The organism is Pseudomonas sp. GYB4201, from assembly GCF_056312595.1.
Window position 1 is genome coordinate 59,516 of the sequence record NZ_JBWGIG010000009.1, and the last position, 16,199, is coordinate 75,714.

The following is a 16,199-nucleotide window of genomic DNA, read 5'->3' on the forward strand; positions in this document are numbered from 1 at the left end:
TTGCAGGTGCCCGCCCTTAGCTGCCGGTCTTGATGGGCGGGTGGCGGGCGGTGATGTCGAAGAGCGTGTAGGCCAGCGTCAGGTGCTTGATGTCCTTGGGCAGGTCACGATCGACAATGAACCGCACCGGCATCTCGATACGCTCGCCGGGGTCCAGTACCTGCTGGGTAAAACAGAAGCACTCGGTCTTGTGGAAATATTGCGCCGCCTCGGAAGGCGCGATGCTGGGCACCGCCTGGGCGCTCATGGCGTGGTCGGTAGGGTTGCGCGCCACGAACAGCATCTGCGTGACCGCCCCGGGGTGCACCGTCACCTCCGGCGCCATGGAGTAGAACTCCCAGACCATGTCGGCATTGTTGGTGGGCAGGAACTGCACGCGCACCTCGCGCGTGGCATCCACCACCTGGCTGCCCTCGTACTGCCCGGCGGTCTTGCCGTTGATGCCGAACGCCTTGCACATCACGTCGTACAGCGGCACCAGGGCAAAGCCGAAGGCGAACATCAGCGCCACCACCAGCAACAGCCGTGGCACCAGGCGGCGGGTGTTCATTTCACCTCCGGCGGCGTGGTGAAGGTGTGGTAGGGGGCAGGCGATGGAATGGTCCATTCCAGGCCCTCGGCGCCATCCCAGGGTTTGGCCGGGGCAGGGGGGCCGCCGCGGATGGTCTTGATCACGATGAACAGGAAGAAGATCTGCGTGGCGCCAAAGGTGAACGCGCCGATGGACGAGACCATGTTGAAGTTGGCGAACTGCAGGTTGTAGTCCGGCACCCGCCGCGGCATGCCGGCCAGCCCGACGAAGTGCATGGGGAAGAAGGCCATGTTCATGCCGATGAACGACAGCCAGAAGTGCAGCTTGCCCAGGGTTTCGTCATACATGTGCCCGGTCCACTTCGGCAGCCAGTAATACGCCGAGGCGAAAATCCCGAAGATGGCCCCCGGCACCAGCACGTAGTGGAAGTGCGCTACCACGAAGTAGGTGTCCTGGTACTGGAAGTCGGCCGGTGCGATGGCCAGCATCAGCCCGGAGAAGCCGCCGATGGTGAACAGGATCACGAAGGCCACGGCAAACAGCATGGGCGTCTCGAAGGTCAGCGAGCCCTGCCACATGGTGCTCACCCAGTTGAACACCTTCACCCCCGTGGGCACGGCGATCAGCATGGTGGCGTACATGAAGAACAGTTCGCCCACCAGCGGGATGCCCACCACGAACATGTGGTGCGCCCACACCAGGAATGACAGGAAGGCGATGCTGGCCGTGGCGTAGACCATGGAGGTGTAGCCGAACAGCGGCTTGCGCGAGAACGCCGGGATGATCGAGCTGATGGCGCCAAAGGCCGGCAGGATCATGATGTACACCTCGGGGTGGCCGAAGAACCAGAACACGTGCTGGAACAGCACCGGGTCGCCGCCACCAGCAGCGCTGAAGAAGCTGGTGCCGAAGTGGATATCCATCAGCATCATGGTCACGCACCCAGCCAGCACCGGCATCACCGCGATCAGCAGGAACGCCGTGATCAGCCAGGTCCACACGAACAGCGGCATTTTCATCAGGGTCATGCCGGGGGCGCGCAGGTTGAGGATGGTGGCAATGATGTTGATGGCGCCCATGATCGAGCTGATGCCCATCAGGTGGATGGCGAAGATGAAGAAGGTCACGCTGGCCGGCGCGTAGGTGGTGGACAGCGGCGCGTAGAAGGTCCAGCCGAAGTTGGGGCCGCCACCTGGGCTGAACAGGGTTGACACCAGCAGCAGGAAGGCCGCCGGCAGCAGCCAGAAACTGAAGTTATTCATGCGCGGCAGGGCCATGTCCGGCGCACCGATCATTAGCGGGATCATCCAGTTGGCCAGGCCGACGAACGCTGGCATCACCGCGCCGAACACCATCACCAGGCCGTGCATGGTGGTCATTTGGTTGAAGAACGCCGGCTCCACGATCTGCAGGCCAGGCTGGAACAGCTCGGCGCGGATGACCATGGCGAACGAACCACCGAGCAGGAACATGCAGAAGCTGAACCACAGGTACAGGGTACCGATGTCCTTGTGGTTGGTGGTCAGCACCCAGCGCATCAGGCCCTTGGCCGGGCCGTGGGCGTGGTCGGCCCCGGCGTGGCCATGATCATCGATCACTGCACTCATGTCCTGTCTCCCTGGGCAAGCACGCTTGCCCGGTTCATTTGGCTTGGGCCTGTTTCAATGCCAGCACGTCCTGGGGCGTGACCATGTCACCCTTGTTGTTGCCCCAGGCGTTGCGTTCGTAGGTCACCACGGCGGCGATATCCACTTCCGAGAGCTGCTTGCCGAAGGCAGCCATGGCAGTGCCCGGCTTGCCGAAGTACACCCGGTTGAGGTGGCCTTCCTTCGGCCCGGTAGCGATAGGCGATCCCTTGAGCGACGGGAACATCGGCGGCAGGCCCTGGCCCTCGGCCTGGTGACAGGCGACGCAGGTGGTGTGGTAGACCTTGTCACCGCGTTCCACCAGTTCCTGCAGGGTCCATTCCTTGCTGGTCAACTCTTTCAGCTTGGCCGCCTCGGCCTTGCGTTCGCCCATCCAGGTGTCGAAGTCGGCCTGGGTCTTGGCTTCCACCACGATGGGCATGAAGCCGTGGTCCTTGCCACACAGTTCGCTGCACTGGCCGCGGTAGATGCCTGGCTTGTCGATGCGCGTCCAGGCCTCGTTGATGAAGCCGGGGATGGCGTCACGCTTGACCGCGAAGGCCGGCACCCACCAGGAATGGATAACGTCGGCGCCGGTGACCAGGAAGCGGATCTTCTTGCCCACCGGCAGCACCAGCGGGTTGTCCACTTCCAGCAGGTAGTGCTCGTCCTTGGGCGCCTGGTTGTGGATCTGTTCCTGGGGCGTGGCCAGGTTGCTGAAGAATTCCACGTCCTGGCCCAGGTACTTGTAGTGCCACTTCCACTGGTAGCCGGTGATCTGGATGTCCAGGTCGGGCTCGCTGGTGTCGTACATGCGGATGAGGGTGCGGGTGGCCGGAATCGCCATGACCACGAGGATGACCAGCGGTATGACGGTCCAGAGGATTTCCACCTTGGTGCTTTCGTGGAAATGCGCGGCGACCTGGCCGGTGGAGCGGCGGTGGATGACCATCGACCAGAACATCACGCCGAACACCACGATGCCGATGACCACGCAGATCCAGAAGATGGTCATGTGCAGGTCGAAGACCTGGTTGCTGATGTACGTCACGCCGGGGGCCATGTTGGTGGTCCAGGCAGCGTGGGCAGGTGTGAATGTCGACCACAGCGCTAGGCCCATCCAGACATGTGGATGTCGCATCATCGCGGGTTCCCCTTATCGTTCTTGTTCTACCCCAGGCTTTGCAAGCCCACGGCTAAGGGAGCGGCGGTCAAGACTACGAACTTCAACGGCCGGGGCCTTGCTGCGCTTGCAGTCGGGCATCAGGCAACGCGTTACTAAGGCGAGTATAGACAGCAGCCCTAGGGGTGCAATGAAAGGCCGGAAATGAAAATTTCCTAGCAGGTGACCACAGGCCGTTATAGCCGTTCCATATAAAGGTTAAATAATTATGACAAATGCGTCTTAGGCGGCGTCAGAACCCAGCTACCCTAGGTCTTCCGTTTGAAATCGTTCCTTCCTGGAGTCTTCATGAACACCGCCGCATTGCGCGAGCAGATCCAACGTGCCCATCAACACGAGGCCGACACCGGCCATCTGACCCAGCAACTGGAAAAACAGCTTCCTCACCTGCACCCCGCCATCCAGCTTCCCGAAGCGGATCGCCAGGGCGTGCTGACCCGGTTCGTCAAGGCCTACATCGACCAGGTCCCTGACATGCTCGACGCCGCAAACGATGTCGCGGTCAAGGCCGGCATCGAGTCGCAGATCAAACCGGTGCTGAAAATCGCCGAACATTACTTCATCCAGCCGCCAAAGGAACTGAACGGACACGAAGGCCTGGACTGCCTGCTGGATGAAGCCTACCTGGCGCACCGCCTGGTGGAAGAGGTGAACGACCTGTACATCAAGCACTTCCAGCAGCCGCTGATTCCGCTGGATACCACGGTGGCCAACCTGATCGCCCACCAGCTGATTGGCGAGGCGTTTGCCAACCAGCTGGACGAGGTGGTGCACCATTCGGTGGACAACATGCTCAACGACGAAAGCTTCGCGCTGGAGTCGGTAGAGCAGTACCGCGACAAGCTGTCGGCCAAGGAAACCGGCGAGGCCTGGAGCCAGTGGCCGTGCCTGTCGCGGCAGTTCGGGCTGGAGCTGGATCTGAATTGATTTTCTGACCTCATCGCGGCCAAGGCCGGCTCCTACGCCATCCGTGGTAGGAGCCGGCCTTGGCCGCGATACAGACGACGCAGATGGTGCGAGGGATTGCGTGGCGGTGACGTCAGGCGTTGACGCCAGCACTGGTACGCATCTGACCCTCGATCCTGCGCTTCAACCCGCGGCTTTCGATGATCAACCGCGAGCCACTGGCGCGGTTCGCCCGCCCCCAGTCCTCCAGCAGTTCCAGGCAGGAATGGTCGATGTAGCGCAGCCCACCCAGCGGCACATGCACCACGCTACCCGCTGGAATGGTATCGAGGACCTGGGTCAGCGCCGGCACCTTGAGAAAGGTGGCGGCGCCGGTCAGGCGCAGTTCAAGTTCACCGTCGCCGCGCGGCACCAGGTTGATCTTCAACCGCGCCGCCTTCAGCGCCAGCATCAGCAAGGTCAGGGCAAAGCCCAGCAACACGCCGGTCAGCAGGTCGGTGAAGATGATCGCCAAGGCCGTCGCGCCGTAGATGAACATCGGCATCCGCCCATAGCGGCCCAAGCTGCGCAGCGCCTTGAGGTCCACCAGCTTGAAGCCGGTGTACACCAGCACGCCCGCCAGGCTGGCCACAGGAATGCTTTGCAGCACGCTGGACAGCGCCACCACGAACGCCAGCAGCCATACGCCATGCAACACTGCCGACAGCCGCGTCTGCGCACCCGCCTGGACGTTGGCCGAGCTGCGCACGATCACCCCAGTCATGGGCAGCGCGCCGACGATGCCACAGAGCATGTTGCCCACGCCCTGGGCGGACAATTCGCGGTCAAAATCCGAGCGCACGCCGTTGTGCATGCGGTCCACGGCCGCTGCCGACAGCAAGGTCTCGGCGCTGGCGATAAACGCCACGGCGAACGCGGCGACCAGCAGGGTCGGGTCGGCCAGGCTCATCAGGTCCGCAGGGCGCAGCCAGTCGATGGCCTCCGCCAGGTTGGCCGGCACCTCCACGCGCTTCACTGCCATGCCCAGCCACAGGCTCACGCCGGTAGCCACGCCAACACCCAGCAACGCCCCCGGCACGAAGCGCAGGCGCTGTGGCCGCAGCTTTTCCCAGGCAAACATGATGGCGATGGTGCCCAGCCCCAAAAGGCCAGCCTGCCAGCCCAGGCCGCCGCCCATGACCGGCAGCGCTTCGGCCACCGCGCCGGGGAAGCCCAGCAGGTTATGCATGCCGGAGGGCTGCGGCGTACGGTCGAGCATCACATGCACCTGGGACAACACGATCAACACGCCGATACCGGCGAGCATGCCGTACACCACCGCCGGCGCTGTAACCCGAAACCAGCAGCCCAGCTTGAAACGCCCGGCCAGCAGCTGCAGGAAGCCCGCCAGCAACAGGATCGGCCCCAGCATGGCCATGCCGTGCTGGCGCACTAGCTCGAACACCAACACCGCCAGGCCCGCTGCCGGCCCGCTGACCTGCAGGGGCGAGCCCGCCAGGAAACCCACCACCACGCCACCGATGATGCCGGTGATCAACCCTTTCGCCGGCGGCATGCCGGACGCGATGGCGATGCCCATGCACAGTGGCAGCGCCACCAGGAACACCACCACCGACGCCAATAACTCTCGCGGCAATACCGCCTTCAACTGTGTCATGTTCATGACGTTTCTCCTGAAAATAGTGCCTGGGACCCATTCCATGGCCGCTGTCGAAAACCCTGTGGCTTTTTTCGGGCGTGCAGCTGCCCGCAACCGGTCTGGCAGGGCCGGCTGGCACACACATGGTTTTCGATAACGGCAACGGGGCGGACGGCGTACCGAAGTACGTCGTCGTTCAGGCCTCGTTTATCGCAAGGTCGAGCGTTTAGAAGCGCCCTTTGGGCGTTGCGCTCGGTGTCGGCAGGGAGCCGTCCAGAGGGACGAAGCAGTCACGCTCAGCATCGTAGGCTTTGATTTCGCTGGTCTCGATGCTGTAGATCCAGCCATGGATGAACAACTGGCCGGCGGCCATGCGCGAGGCCACCGAGGGGTGGGTGCGCAGGTGTTGCAGCTGGGCAATGACGTTCTCTTCGGTCAGTACCTGCATGCTTTCGGCTTCGGTGGCGCAGTTGCAGTTGTCGTGCACCACGGTCTTGGCCACCTCGGCGTGACGCAGCCAGGCCTTCACCGTCGGCATCTTTTCCAGCGTGTGCGGGTTGAGCACGGCACGCATGGCGCCGCAGTCCGAGTGCCCGCACACGATGATGTGGTGCACGCCCAACGCCATCACGGCGTATTCGATGGCGGTGGAAACACCACCGTTCATCTGCCCGTACGGCGGCACCACGTTGCCCACGTTGCGGGTCACGAACAGGTCACCCGGCGAGCTGTGGGTAATCAGCTCTGGCACGATCCGCGAGTCTGCGCAGGTAATGAACATCGCCCTCGGGGTTTGGGCCGTGGCGAGCTTCTTGAACAGTTCTTCCTGCTGCGGAAACACTTCGTGATGAAAATGCAGGAAGCCATCGACGATGGTCTTCAACGCAGCTTCCGCAGATTCAGCCTCGACGGCCGGCTCGTTCAGGGAAGAGTCCTTGTCGGTCATGATTCGTCCTCGTGAGTCGGTTAAAGGATTTTTCCCATTTTACGGGGTAAAACGTCCTACAAGAAGAAACTATGCAAGGCGTTTGATGCAGCTTAGTGACTATTGGGTCACGTGGGATTCAAGGTAGAGATGAAATCTTAATTCAACCTGAATGGAAGGCTCTGGGGCGGGGGTTTGAAGTGTTTCAGGAAGCTACGAAGTGATGGCAAAAGGGTATGATTTCAGCCGTTGCTCGGTGTTTTTACCCCGCTCTGCTCCCTGGCCTGTACATCCTTACGCTGATTGCGTAAGCTCGTTGTAGCTACAACATGCTCCCCAGGAATGATGACATGGCAAATACCGAAGTAGTCAGGACCCGTATCGATAGCGAGCTAAAGGCGAACGCGACGGCCGTGCTTGAAGAGATGGGCATGACCATTTCCCAGGCAATTCGCATGATGCTGGTTCAGGTTGCCCAGAACAAAGAGCTACCTTTCCAGGTAAAAGCGCCGTCCCTTAACGCCCGGTCCCGCAAAATCATGGAGGACCAGGACTCCAATCCTGTGGCCACTGAGTACGAGAACTCCGAGGCGTTCTTCAAGGACCTTGGGGTATAAGCGCGCTATGCCCAGTCATTCGAACAGATCATGGAAACCGCCTGTCTGTTCGAATGTGATGGTTCCACAACCAATGTCACACCGGTAGATTACCCACCAGTCAAAGCCGACTCGGCAATTCCAACGCCCGTGCGTATTTACGAGCGGGCAATCGCATGCCTTCGGAGGTAACGGCAGCTGGCGCTCCAATAACTGGACTATTTCCTTGAAAAAGGACGCATCGCGTCCAGCACTGTGCCGTCTAAAGTCCTCGGCGAATTGGGGTGTCATCAAAATTCTTAGCAAGGGTAAGCCTACTCGGCAAAAGACCCGAGCCTAATGACGTAAGCATCGCCGCGACACCCTACATTCACCCCCAGTTACAACCTCACAACAACGACATCTGCCCCCCTGGCGGGCAAAACGCCGTGCAATCCAGCGCATACCCCTCGCGCCGCTCCAGCCCATGGCGCTTGATGCCTGCCCTGAAGCGCTGCTCCAGCAAGTCGGCGAACACCCCCTCGCCGCGAAAGCGTGCGCCGAAGCGGCTGTCGTACAGTTCGCCGCCGCGGCTCTGGCGGATCAGGCTCAGTACATGCTCGGCGCGCTGGGGGTAGTGCTGCTGCAGCCACTCCTCGAACAACGGGGCCACCTCCAGCGGCAAGCGCACCATGATGTAGCTGGCGGTCAGGGCGCCGGCGGCCTTGGCTTCGCGCAGCAGGCTTTCCAGCTCCATGTCGTTGATCATGGGGATCATCGGCGAGCACAGCACGCCCACCGGGATGCCGGCGTCGCGCATCACGCGAATGGCCCGCAGGCGCGCCTTGGGCGCGGCGGCGCGGGGTTCCAGGGTGCGCTTGAGTTCGTCGTCGAGGGTGGTGAGGCTGATCATTACCGACACCAGGTTGAGCTTCGCCAGTTCGCTGAGCAGGTCCAGGTCGCGCAGTATCAGCGAGCCCTTGGTAACGATGGTGACAGGGTGGCGGTAGCGCAGCAGCACCTCCAGCACGGCGCGGGTCAGCTTGTGCTCGCGCTCGATGGGCTGGTAGGGGTCGGTGTTGGAGCCCAGGTTGATCGGTGCCACCTTGTAGCCGCGCTTGGACAGCTGCTGCTCCAGCAGCGCCGCGGCGTTGGTCTTGGCGATCAGCTTGGTTTCGAAGTCCAGGCCGGGGGACATGTCCCAGTAGGCATGGCTGGGGCGGGCATAGCAGTAGATGCAGCCGTGCTCGCAACCGCGGTAGGGGTTGATGGTGCGGTCGAAGGGCAGGTCGGGGGAGCTGTTGCGGGTGATGATGCTCTTGGCCGTCTCGATGCGCACTTCGGTGCCCTGGGTGACAGGCACTTCCTGGTACCAGCCGTCGTCCTCGGCCACCGAACGGTGGGCGGCGAAGCGGTTGTGCGGGTTGGCGGCGGTGCCGCGGCCGCGTGGGGGCAGGGGCGTGGACATGGACGGGCCTCCAGGCTGTATTTATATACAGTACATCGAGACCTTGGGTTTGGATAGGGCCGGTAGTCTGACGGCGTCGGGGACGCGGCCTGCGGCCGCTGCTACGGTGTCTGTAGCAGCTGCCGAAGGCGGCGTCAGGGCACTACTTGGACGTCACCTGCCCGAGGTCATCCCCCGAGGTGGTCTTCAGGTCATCGGTGCGCAACGCTTTCACGTCCTTCGCCGACACCTGCGACCCCTGGTTGCCCCAACTGGTGCGGATGAAGTTCACCACGTCCGCCACTTCCTGGTCCGACAGGCGCCAGGCGTAGGACGGCATGGTGAAGTTCGACGGCGCGGTCTTGGTCGCCACCAGGGTGCCGCCCTTGAGAACGATGTGAATCAACGACGTCGGGTCGTCGGTCTGCAGCACCGGGTTGCCGGCCAGGGCCGGGAACACGCGGGTGTAGCCCTTGCCGTCGGTACGGTGGCAGGCGGCGCAGTTGTCGATGTACACCGAGGCGCCCGGCTTGCTGTCGTCGCCCTTCCACAGCGCGTCGGCCACGGCCTTGTCGTAGGCCTGCGGCTTGTCGTCGGGATTCACCGCCGGCAACGACTTCAGGTAACGGGCGATAGCGGTCAGGTCGGCGTCGCTCATGTACTGCATGCTGTGCTCGACCACGTCGCTCATGCCGCCGAACACCGCGGTACGGTCGCTGCGGCCGGTCTTGAGGAAGGCCACCAGGTCCGCCTCGCTCCAGCTGCCCAGGCCGTCCTTGTGGTCGCCGCGCAGGCTCTTGGCGATCCAGCCTTCAAGCGGCGCGGAACCTGCCAGGAACGCCTTGCCGTCGGCCGGGTTCAGGGCTTTTTCCTGCATGGTGATGGCACGCGGGGTATGGCAGGCGCCACAGTGGCCCAGGCCCTCGACCAGGTAGGCGCCGCGGTTGATGCTTTCATCCGTGCCCGCGGCCTTGAACGGCTCGACCTTGGGCGCGAACATGCCGCGCCAGATCGCCAGCGGCCAGCGCATGCTCAGCGGCCACGGGATATCGACGTCCTTGTTCTCCTGGGGCACCGGTTGCACGCCCTTCATGAAGTAGGCATACAGGGCCTGCATGTCTTCGTCGCTGACGCGGGCGTAGGACGGGTAGGGCATGGCCGGGTACAGGGTGCTGCCGCTTTTGCCGACGCCGTGGCGTACGGCCTGGTCGAAGTCTTCGTACGAATATTCGCCGATGCCGGTCTTGTCCGGGGTGATGTTGGTGGAGTAGATGGTGCCGATCGGCGTCTCCATCGGCAGGCCACCGGCGAAGGGCTTGCCGCCCTTGGCGGTGTGGCAGGCCACGCAGTCACCGGCGCGCGCCAGGTATTCGCCTTTCTGCACCAGGGCCGGGTCGAACGAAGGTTCGGCTGCCCACACGGGCAGGCTGGCCAGGGCCAGGGATGCGATAAACAGTTTGCTCATGATCATCGCTCCTTAAGCCTGCACCAGCGGGCCGGGGTTCTTCAGGTACTGCTCGCGGATAGCCTTGGCCGACCAGTAGGTCAGGGCTGCCACCAGGCCGGTAGGGTTATAGCCCAGGCCTTGTGGGAAGGCGGAGGCGCCCGGCACGAACACGTTGTGTACGTCCCAGCTCTGCAGGTAACGGTTGATAGCGCTGGTCTTGGGGTCGGTGCCCATGATCGCGCCGCCGTTGAGGTGGGTGGTCTGGTAGGCGGCGGTGTTGAATTTCTCACCGACCTTCTTGCCCAGGATGGCGATGGACTTGGGGTTCATGGCCTTGGCGATCTTGCTCAGCTTGTCGGCCATGAACATGTTCATCTTGATGTCGTTTTCCTGCCAATTGAAGGTCATGCGCAGCAGCGGCAGGCCGTAGGCATCCTTGTAGGTAGGGTCGAGATCGAGGTAGTTGCCGCGGTAGGACTGGTGCGCGCCGTGGGCGTCCATGGACACCTGGTGGGTGTAGTACTCGGCCGTGGTCTTTTTCCAGGCGCTGCCCCAGGCCGGGGTGCCCGGCGGGTTGGAAGTACCGGCAATCGGGCGGCTACCGGCCTGGTTGACCCAGAACGGCGAGCCACCGACGAAGCCGTGGGGGCCGTGGTCGAAGTTGTCGGCGTTGAAGTCGTCGATCGCCACGCCATTGCCGCCGGCGCCGATGAAGTTGTTGGTGTGGGTGTCCTTGTCGAAGAACGCCTTCACCGTAGCCATGTTCTGGTAGGCGAAGTTGCGGCCCACCACACCTTCGCCGCTGATCGGGTCGTAGGGCTTGCCGATGCCCGACAGCAGCATCAGGCGCACGTTGTTGAACTGGAACGCACCGAGGATCACCAGGTCCGCCGGCTGTTCCACTTCGCGGCCCTGGGCGTCGATGTAGCTGACGCCGGTGGCCAGCTTCTTGTCGTCGGTCAGGTTCACGCGCAGCACGTGGGCGTTGGTGCGCAGCTCGAACTTGGGCTCCTGGCGCAGCGCCGGGAGGATGTTCACGTTCGGCGAGGCCTTGGAATACATGTAGCAGACATAGCCGCTGCAGAAACCGCAGAAATTGCACGGGCCCATCTGCGCGCCGTAGGGGTTGGTGTACGGCCCCGAAGTGTTGGCAGACGGCAGGTTGTAGGGCTTGTAGCCCGACTCGGTGGCGGCCTTGTGGAACAGCATTGCCGACACGCCGTTTTTCTGCGCTTCCAACGGGAACGGGTTGGAACGGTCGGGCGCGTAGGCGTTGCCGCCCTTGCCTTCACCCACCACCTGGCCCTTCACCGACCAGGCGGTGCCAGAGGTGCCGAAGACCTTTTCCGAGAAGTCGAAGAACGGCTCCAGCTCTTCGTAGGTCACGCCGAAGTCCTGGATGGTCATGTCCTTGGGAATGAAGTTCTTGCCGTAGCGCTCTTCATAGTGGCTGCGCATGCGCAGTTCGATAGGGTCGACCCGGAAGTGCACGCCCGACCAGTGCAGGCCGGCACCGCCCACGCCCTTGCCCGGCAGGAACGCGCCCAGCTGGCGGTTCGGCAGGGCTACGTCGTTGACGCTGTGGCGGATGGTGACGGTTTCCTTGGAGATGTCCTGGAAGAGTTTTTTGCGCACGCTGTAGGTCAGTTCATCAATGACCTGGGGATAGTTGCCGTCCGGGTAGGTGTCCTGCATCGGGCCGCGCTCCAGCGCCACCACGTTCAGGCCGGCCTCGGTCAGCTCCTTGGCCATGATTGCGCCAGTCCAGCCGAAGCCGACGATCACGACGTCGACTTTTTTCAATACGGTCGCCATGCTCAAGCCCTCTCGCCGCGAATGGATACTGCCGGGAAGGGGTAAGCCTCGTTGCGTTCAACCCAGTCCATGAAATCGGCGCGCGCGCCGGGGAAGCCCACCAGGGTCCAGCCCACCAGGCCCTTGTTGCCGCCGTGCACCGGGTCGCTGAAGAAGCCTTCCTTGGTGTTCTGGATCAGCAGCGCGAAGAACGCCTTGGACGGCACGTCATCGAACTGGATCTCGCCGGACTCAAGCTTGGTCAGCACGCTTTCCTGGGCAGCGGTATCCAGCTGGGCGAACACCTTGCCTGCCTGCTTCTTGCACCAGGCGTCGGTAGCGGCGATGCCCAGGCGGTAGATTTCCTTGGGCACCAGCTTGAGCTGGTAGCCCATTTCCGGCGGCGCGTCGGCCACGAACGGGCCCTGCATGAACCACAACGCACCGCTGGCGTAGGCGGTGTTCATCTGCCGGTCGATGAATTCCGGCGCACCGGCTTCCAGCGCGCCCGGCCCCAGGTCGTCGGCCGGGATCAGCCGCGCCACGGCGGCGTTGACGAACGCCCACTCCTCGGCGGTGAAATAGCTGGGCTGGTAGTCCTGCGCAGGCTTGACTGGCACGGGCTCGGGCTTTTTCTCCGGCGCGGCCATCAGCTCGCCCACACCCATGCCCAGGCCAGTGCTGGCCACGGTCACTACGGGTATCAGGGTGAGAGTCTTGCGCAGGAAATCCCGGCGCGGGTTGTCGTGGTCTTGCTCAGACATGGGGGATCCTCATCCGATCACGGATTATTCGCAGCCTTGGGGCTGCTTTATCGTTTTGAATTGCTCATCGAGCTGCACAGGCAGGCATCGCGTTGCCCTTAGTAAAGAACATCGCGACGTTTTTTAGTTTTATCGAGTCTGGGCGGCACGCCAGGGTGTTGCTTCAGCCTACGTAGAGGCGTTTTGAGAAGCGAAAATGTAACCGGTTTCAGCCCGGTTTTACAGGGTTTTTATACGAAGTTTTTACAAACACCCAACACAGCTTTCACGCCATCGGGGCCATTCTTGCGCCCCATAAGCCCACCGCCCATCCGGATCTGCCATGTCTTTGCTGCGCCGCCTGTTGTTTTGCCTGCCGCTGTCGTTGAGCCTGGCCACCGCCTGCTTCGCCGGCGAGCCCAGCGTGGACGTGGCCCAGCGCCCAGCGCAGTGGGCGCAATCGGTGGAGCCGCACTACAACCTGTACCAGATGAGCCCCACCCTGTACCGCAGCGCCCTGCCTGACGAACAGGCGGTGCCGTTGCTGGGCAAACTGCAGATCAAGACCGTGGTCAGTTTCCTGCCCGAGTCGGATGAAACCTGGCTCAAGGAGCCGCAGATCAACCGCGTGCAACTGCCGATGCGCACCGTGCACGCCGATGACGCGCAGATCATCGCGGCGTTGCGGGCCATCCAGGAGGCCCAGGCCAAGGGCCCGGTGCTGATTCATTGCAAGCACGGCATGGACCGCACCGGCCTGGTGTCGGCAATGTATCGGGTGGTGGTGCAGGGCTGGAGCAAGCAGGACGCGGTGGCCGAGATGACCCAGGGCGGGTTCGGCGACCTCAAGCGAATGAAATACGGTATCGACTACATCAACGGCGTTGACGTGGAAAGCGTGCGCAACGCCCTGGCCAGCGGGGCGTGCAGCACCAACCCCCTGGCCGCGTGCGCGGTCAAGGGGCTGTTCAAGGCGTTGATCTAAGCCTGGGGCTTCTTCAACTTGGGGTTGGGGAAGAACTGCACCGTCTGCACTTTCGGGTTGGCCACCTTCGGCGCGGCCTGGTTGACCCGCGTCCCCAGCTCGCTGGGAATCGACTGGCCCTGGGCGTTCAGCGTGTCGCTGTAGCCGCAGGCCACGCACTCGCGGTGCGGCACCTCGTCCTCGCTCCACATCATCAACTTGTCGGACTCGCTGCACGCCGGGCAGACGGCCCCGGCGATGAAGCGTTTCTTGGTCTTGATCACGGTCACTTCACTCATGCTGCCGCGTCCTCACTCAGGCCGCTATGGCGCAAGAGTGCATCAATCGACGGCTCGCGGCCGCGGAAGTCGACGAACAGCACCATCGGTTCCTGGGAACCGCCACGCGCCAGGATGGCTTCGCGGAATGCGCGGCCAGTGGCTTCGTTGAGCACGCCTTCTTCCTCGAAACGCGAGAACGCGTCCGCCGACAGCACTTCGGCCCACTTGTAGCTGTAGTAGCCCGCCGCGTAACCGCCGGCGAAGATGTGCGCGAAGCTGTTGGGGAAGCGGTTGTACGCCGGTGGGCGCATGACCGAGACCTCGTCGCGCACGCCTTCGAGCACCTGCAGCACGCCGCGGCCATCGCCGTGGGTGGCGTGCAGTTCGAAGTCGAACAGCGAGAACTCCAGCTGGCGCACCATCATCAGGCCGGACTGGAAGTTTTTCGCCGCCAGCATTTTTTCCAGCAGGTCCTGGGGCAGGGCGTCGCCGCTTTCGTAATGGCCGGAAATCAGCGCCAGGCCTTCAGGCTCCCAGCACCAGTTTTCCATGAACTGGCTTGGCAGCTCGACCGCATCCCACGCCACGCCATTGATACCGGATACGCCAGCGTGCTCGACGCGGGTCAGCAGGTGGTGCAGGCCATGGCCGAACTCATGGAACAGAGTGGTCACTTCGTCGTGGGTCAGCAGCGCTGGCTTGCCGGCGTCGGCCGGGGTGAAGTTGCACACCAGGTTAGCCACCGGGCTTTGCAGCGCGCCATCGGCGGTGCGGCGGTGGTCACGGGCGCCGTCCATCCACGCACCGCCACGCTTGTTCGCGCGGGCGTACAGGTCAAAGAAGAAGCGGCCAACGTGCTTGCCGTTTTCCTTGATCTCGAACAGGCGCACGTCCGGGTGCCAGGTGTCGAAGCCGGTCTGCTCGGCGATTTCGATGCCGTACAGGCGCTGAACGATGGCGAACAGGCCCGTCAGCACCTTGTCGATCGGGAAGTAGGCGCGCAGCGCTTCCTGGGAGACGCTGTAGCGTTGCTCACGCAGTTTTTCACCGTAGAAACCGCTGTCCCAGCTTTGCAGGTCCGGGCAGCCCTGCTCGGCGGCGTAGGCCTTGAGCTGGGCCAGGTCTTGCGCAGCGAACGGCTTGCTGCGCTTGGCCAGGTCGCGCAGGAAACCCAGCACCTGGTCGCTGGACTCGGCCATCTTGGTGGCCAGGCTCAGCTCGGCGAAGCTTGCGTAGCCCAGCAGCCTGGCCAGTTCCTGGCGCAGGTCGAGGATCTGTTCCATCACCGGGCCGTTGTCATTCTGGCCGGCGTTGGGGCCCTGGTCCGAGGCGCGGGTGCAGTAGGCAGCGTAGATTTCCTCGCGCAGAGCACGGTCCTGCGCGTAGGTCATTACCGCGTAATAGCTGGGGAACTCCAGGCTGATCAGCCAGCCATCCAGGCCCTTGGCCTTGGCGGCGGCGGCCATTTGCGCCTTGGCCGAGTCGGTCAGGCCGGCCAGGGCCGCTTCGTCAGTGACGTGCTTGGTCCAGGCCTGGGTGGCGTCCAGCAGCTGGTTGGAGAACTTGCTGCCCAGCTCCGAGAGTTTGCTCTGCACTTCGGCGTAGCGCTGCTGCTGCTCTGGCGGCAGGTCGATACCCGACAGGCGGAAGTCGCGCAGCGAATGCTCGAGAATGGTTTTCTGCGCCACGTCGAAGGACGCCGCTTCCGGGCTGTTGGCCAGCGCTTCATAGGCCTGGAACAGCTCACGGTTCTGGCCCATTTCGGTGGAATAGGCGCTCAGGGCGGGCAGGCAGGCTTCATACGCCTGGCGCAGTTCCGGGCTGTTGCAGACTGCGTTAAGGTGGCTGACTGGGCTCCAGGCCGCGCCGAGGCGGTCGTTGAGCTCGTCCATGGCCAGTACCAGGCCTGCCCAGGTAGGCTGCTTGGCCTGGGTTTCGAGAATCTTGGCGATCGCCGCACGGTTGTCGGCCAGGATCTGTTCAATCGCCGGCTGTACGTGCTCGGCACGGATCGCCGAGAACGGTGGCAGGTCATAAGACTGCAGTAGCGGGTTGGTCGCGCTCACGGATACACACCTTGGCTGAAGAAACACCAGCCCATCTTAATTACAATCGGCGCTGACCGCAGCTATCAACGC

Annotated in this window: 15 protein-coding genes; 3 read left to right on the forward strand and 12 right to left on the reverse strand. The window is 63.0% G+C overall.

The genetic code is table 11. The annotated features are described in order from the left end of the window. Positions 1–16: 16 nt before the first annotated feature. Genes AC0Z2B_RS10695 through coxB form a run of 3 tightly spaced genes read right to left on the reverse strand, consistent with a single transcriptional unit; the run spans position 17 to position 3,301 of the window. Positions 17–550 (reverse strand): cytochrome c oxidase assembly protein, encoded by a 534-nt coding sequence (locus tag AC0Z2B_RS10695; RefSeq protein WP_416421717.1) that lies wholly within the window; start codon positions 548–550, stop codon positions 17–19. Further along, the gene (ctaD, locus tag AC0Z2B_RS10700) at positions 547–2,139 is read right to left on the reverse strand and encodes a cytochrome c oxidase subunit I (RefSeq protein ID WP_416421716.1); all 1,593 of its coding nucleotides are present in this window, start codon (positions 2,137–2,139) and stop codon (positions 547–549) included. Before ctaD ends, AC0Z2B_RS10695 begins: the two co-directional genes overlap by 4 nt. A gap of 34 nt (positions 2,140–2,173) precedes the next feature. Beyond that, the gene (coxB, locus tag AC0Z2B_RS10705; protein WP_416421715.1) at positions 2,174–3,301 is read right to left on the reverse strand and encodes a cytochrome c oxidase subunit II; all 1,128 of its coding nucleotides are present in this window, start codon (positions 3,299–3,301) and stop codon (positions 2,174–2,176) included. A gap of 327 nt (positions 3,302–3,628) precedes the next feature. Here coxB and AC0Z2B_RS10710 point away from each other — a divergent pair, with 327 nt between their 5' ends. Then, positions 3,629–4,267 (forward strand): hypothetical protein, encoded by a 639-nt coding sequence (locus AC0Z2B_RS10710; RefSeq protein ID WP_416421714.1) that lies wholly within the window; start codon positions 3,629–3,631, stop codon positions 4,265–4,267. Positions 4,268–4,379: 112 nt separating this feature from the next. On the opposite strand, the gene AC0Z2B_RS10715 is transcribed toward AC0Z2B_RS10710, so the two are convergent. Then, positions 4,380–5,909, reverse strand: a complete 1,530-nt coding sequence (locus AC0Z2B_RS10715; protein WP_416421713.1) for a SulP family inorganic anion transporter — start codon at positions 5,907–5,909, stop codon at positions 4,380–4,382. 202 nt (positions 5,910–6,111) lie between these two features. Next, entirely contained in the window at positions 6,112–6,831 is a 720-nt protein-coding gene (locus AC0Z2B_RS10720; protein WP_416421712.1) for a carbonic anhydrase, read from the reverse strand. 329 nt (positions 6,832–7,160) lie between these two features. Here AC0Z2B_RS10720 and AC0Z2B_RS10725 point away from each other — a divergent pair, with 329 nt between their 5' ends. Further along, a complete protein-coding gene (locus AC0Z2B_RS10725; RefSeq protein WP_476296573.1) occupies positions 7,161–7,427 on the forward strand; it encodes a type II toxin-antitoxin system RelB/DinJ family antitoxin in 267 nt (88 codons plus the stop codon). 15 nt (positions 7,428–7,442) lie between these two features. Here AC0Z2B_RS10725 and AC0Z2B_RS10730 read toward each other — a convergent pair whose 3' ends face one another. The 5 genes from AC0Z2B_RS10730 to AC0Z2B_RS10750 all read right to left on the reverse strand — a co-directional run bounded on the left by AC0Z2B_RS10730 (position 7,443) and on the right by AC0Z2B_RS10750 (position 12,837). Then, positions 7,443–7,697, reverse strand: a complete 255-nt coding sequence (locus tag AC0Z2B_RS10730) for a type II toxin-antitoxin system YafQ family toxin (RefSeq protein ID WP_476296575.1) — start codon at positions 7,695–7,697, stop codon at positions 7,443–7,445. A 97-nt stretch (positions 7,698–7,794) separates the two neighbouring features. After that, a complete protein-coding gene (locus AC0Z2B_RS10735; protein WP_416421711.1) occupies positions 7,795–8,853 on the reverse strand; it encodes a PA0069 family radical SAM protein in 1,059 nt (352 codons plus the stop codon). A gap of 142 nt (positions 8,854–8,995) precedes the next feature. After that, entirely contained in the window at positions 8,996–10,297 is a 1,302-nt protein-coding gene (locus tag AC0Z2B_RS10740) for a c-type cytochrome (RefSeq protein WP_476296577.1), read from the reverse strand. A 12-nt stretch (positions 10,298–10,309) separates the two neighbouring features. After that, complete coding sequence (locus tag AC0Z2B_RS10745) at positions 10,310–12,094, reverse strand: GMC family oxidoreductase (RefSeq protein ID WP_476296579.1); 1,785 nt, start codon at positions 12,092–12,094, stop codon at positions 10,310–10,312. 2 nt (positions 12,095–12,096) lie between these two features. After that, positions 12,097–12,837 (reverse strand): gluconate 2-dehydrogenase subunit 3 family protein, encoded by a 741-nt coding sequence (locus tag AC0Z2B_RS10750; RefSeq protein WP_476296581.1) that lies wholly within the window; start codon positions 12,835–12,837, stop codon positions 12,097–12,099. Between the two features lie 322 nt (positions 12,838–13,159). On the opposite strand from AC0Z2B_RS10750, the gene AC0Z2B_RS10755 reads away from it, so the two are divergent. Then, entirely contained in the window at positions 13,160–13,801 is a 642-nt protein-coding gene (locus tag AC0Z2B_RS10755) for a phosphatase domain-containing protein (RefSeq protein WP_476296583.1), read from the forward strand. On the opposite strand, the gene AC0Z2B_RS10760 is transcribed toward AC0Z2B_RS10755, so the two are convergent. Next, positions 13,798–14,079: a YheV family putative zinc ribbon protein gene (locus tag AC0Z2B_RS10760; protein WP_416421706.1), complete on the reverse strand. Its 282-nt coding sequence runs from the start codon at positions 14,077–14,079 to the stop codon at positions 13,798–13,800. The genes AC0Z2B_RS10755 and AC0Z2B_RS10760 overlap by 4 nt on opposite strands. Continuing rightward, positions 14,076–16,127, reverse strand: coding sequence for an oligopeptidase A (prlC, locus tag AC0Z2B_RS10765; protein ID WP_476296585.1), 2,052 nt, complete (start codon positions 16,125–16,127; stop codon positions 14,076–14,078). The genes AC0Z2B_RS10760 and prlC overlap by 4 nt, the downstream gene beginning before the upstream one ends. Between the last annotated feature and the right edge of the window lie 72 nt (positions 16,128–16,199).

Excerpts from the sequence above, each read along its gene's own strand:
- AC0Z2B_RS10695 (WP_416421717.1), bottom strand. The coding sequence starts at position 550 with ATGAACACCCGCCGCCTGGTGCCACGGCTGTTGCTGGTGGTGGCGCTG.
- ctaD (WP_416421716.1), bottom strand. The coding sequence starts at position 2,139 with ATGAGTGCAGTGATCGATGATCATGGCCACGCCGGGGCCGACCACGCC.
- coxB (WP_416421715.1), bottom strand. The coding sequence starts at position 3,301 with ATGATGCGACATCCACATGTCTGGATGGGCCTAGCGCTGTGGTCGACA.
- AC0Z2B_RS10710 (WP_416421714.1), top strand. The coding sequence starts at position 3,629 with ATGAACACCGCCGCATTGCGCGAGCAGATCCAACGTGCCCATCAACAC.
- AC0Z2B_RS10715 (WP_416421713.1), bottom strand. The coding sequence starts at position 5,909 with ATGAACATGACACAGTTGAAGGCGGTATTGCCGCGAGAGTTATTGGCG.
- AC0Z2B_RS10720 (WP_416421712.1), bottom strand. The coding sequence starts at position 6,831 with ATGACCGACAAGGACTCTTCCCTGAACGAGCCGGCCGTCGAGGCTGAA.
- AC0Z2B_RS10725 (WP_476296573.1), top strand. The coding sequence starts at position 7,161 with ATGGCAAATACCGAAGTAGTCAGGACCCGTATCGATAGCGAGCTAAAG.
- AC0Z2B_RS10730 (WP_476296575.1), bottom strand. The coding sequence starts at position 7,697 with ATGACACCCCAATTCGCCGAGGACTTTAGACGGCACAGTGCTGGACGC.
- AC0Z2B_RS10735 (WP_416421711.1), bottom strand. The coding sequence starts at position 8,853 with ATGTCCACGCCCCTGCCCCCACGCGGCCGCGGCACCGCCGCCAACCCG.
- AC0Z2B_RS10740 (WP_476296577.1), bottom strand. The coding sequence starts at position 10,297 with ATGAGCAAACTGTTTATCGCATCCCTGGCCCTGGCCAGCCTGCCCGTG.
- AC0Z2B_RS10745 (WP_476296579.1), bottom strand. The coding sequence starts at position 12,094 with ATGGCGACCGTATTGAAAAAAGTCGACGTCGTGATCGTCGGCTTCGGC.
- AC0Z2B_RS10750 (WP_476296581.1), bottom strand. The coding sequence starts at position 12,837 with ATGTCTGAGCAAGACCACGACAACCCGCGCCGGGATTTCCTGCGCAAG.
- AC0Z2B_RS10755 (WP_476296583.1), top strand. The coding sequence starts at position 13,160 with ATGTCTTTGCTGCGCCGCCTGTTGTTTTGCCTGCCGCTGTCGTTGAGC.
- AC0Z2B_RS10760 (WP_416421706.1), bottom strand. The coding sequence starts at position 14,079 with ATGAGTGAAGTGACCGTGATCAAGACCAAGAAACGCTTCATCGCCGGG.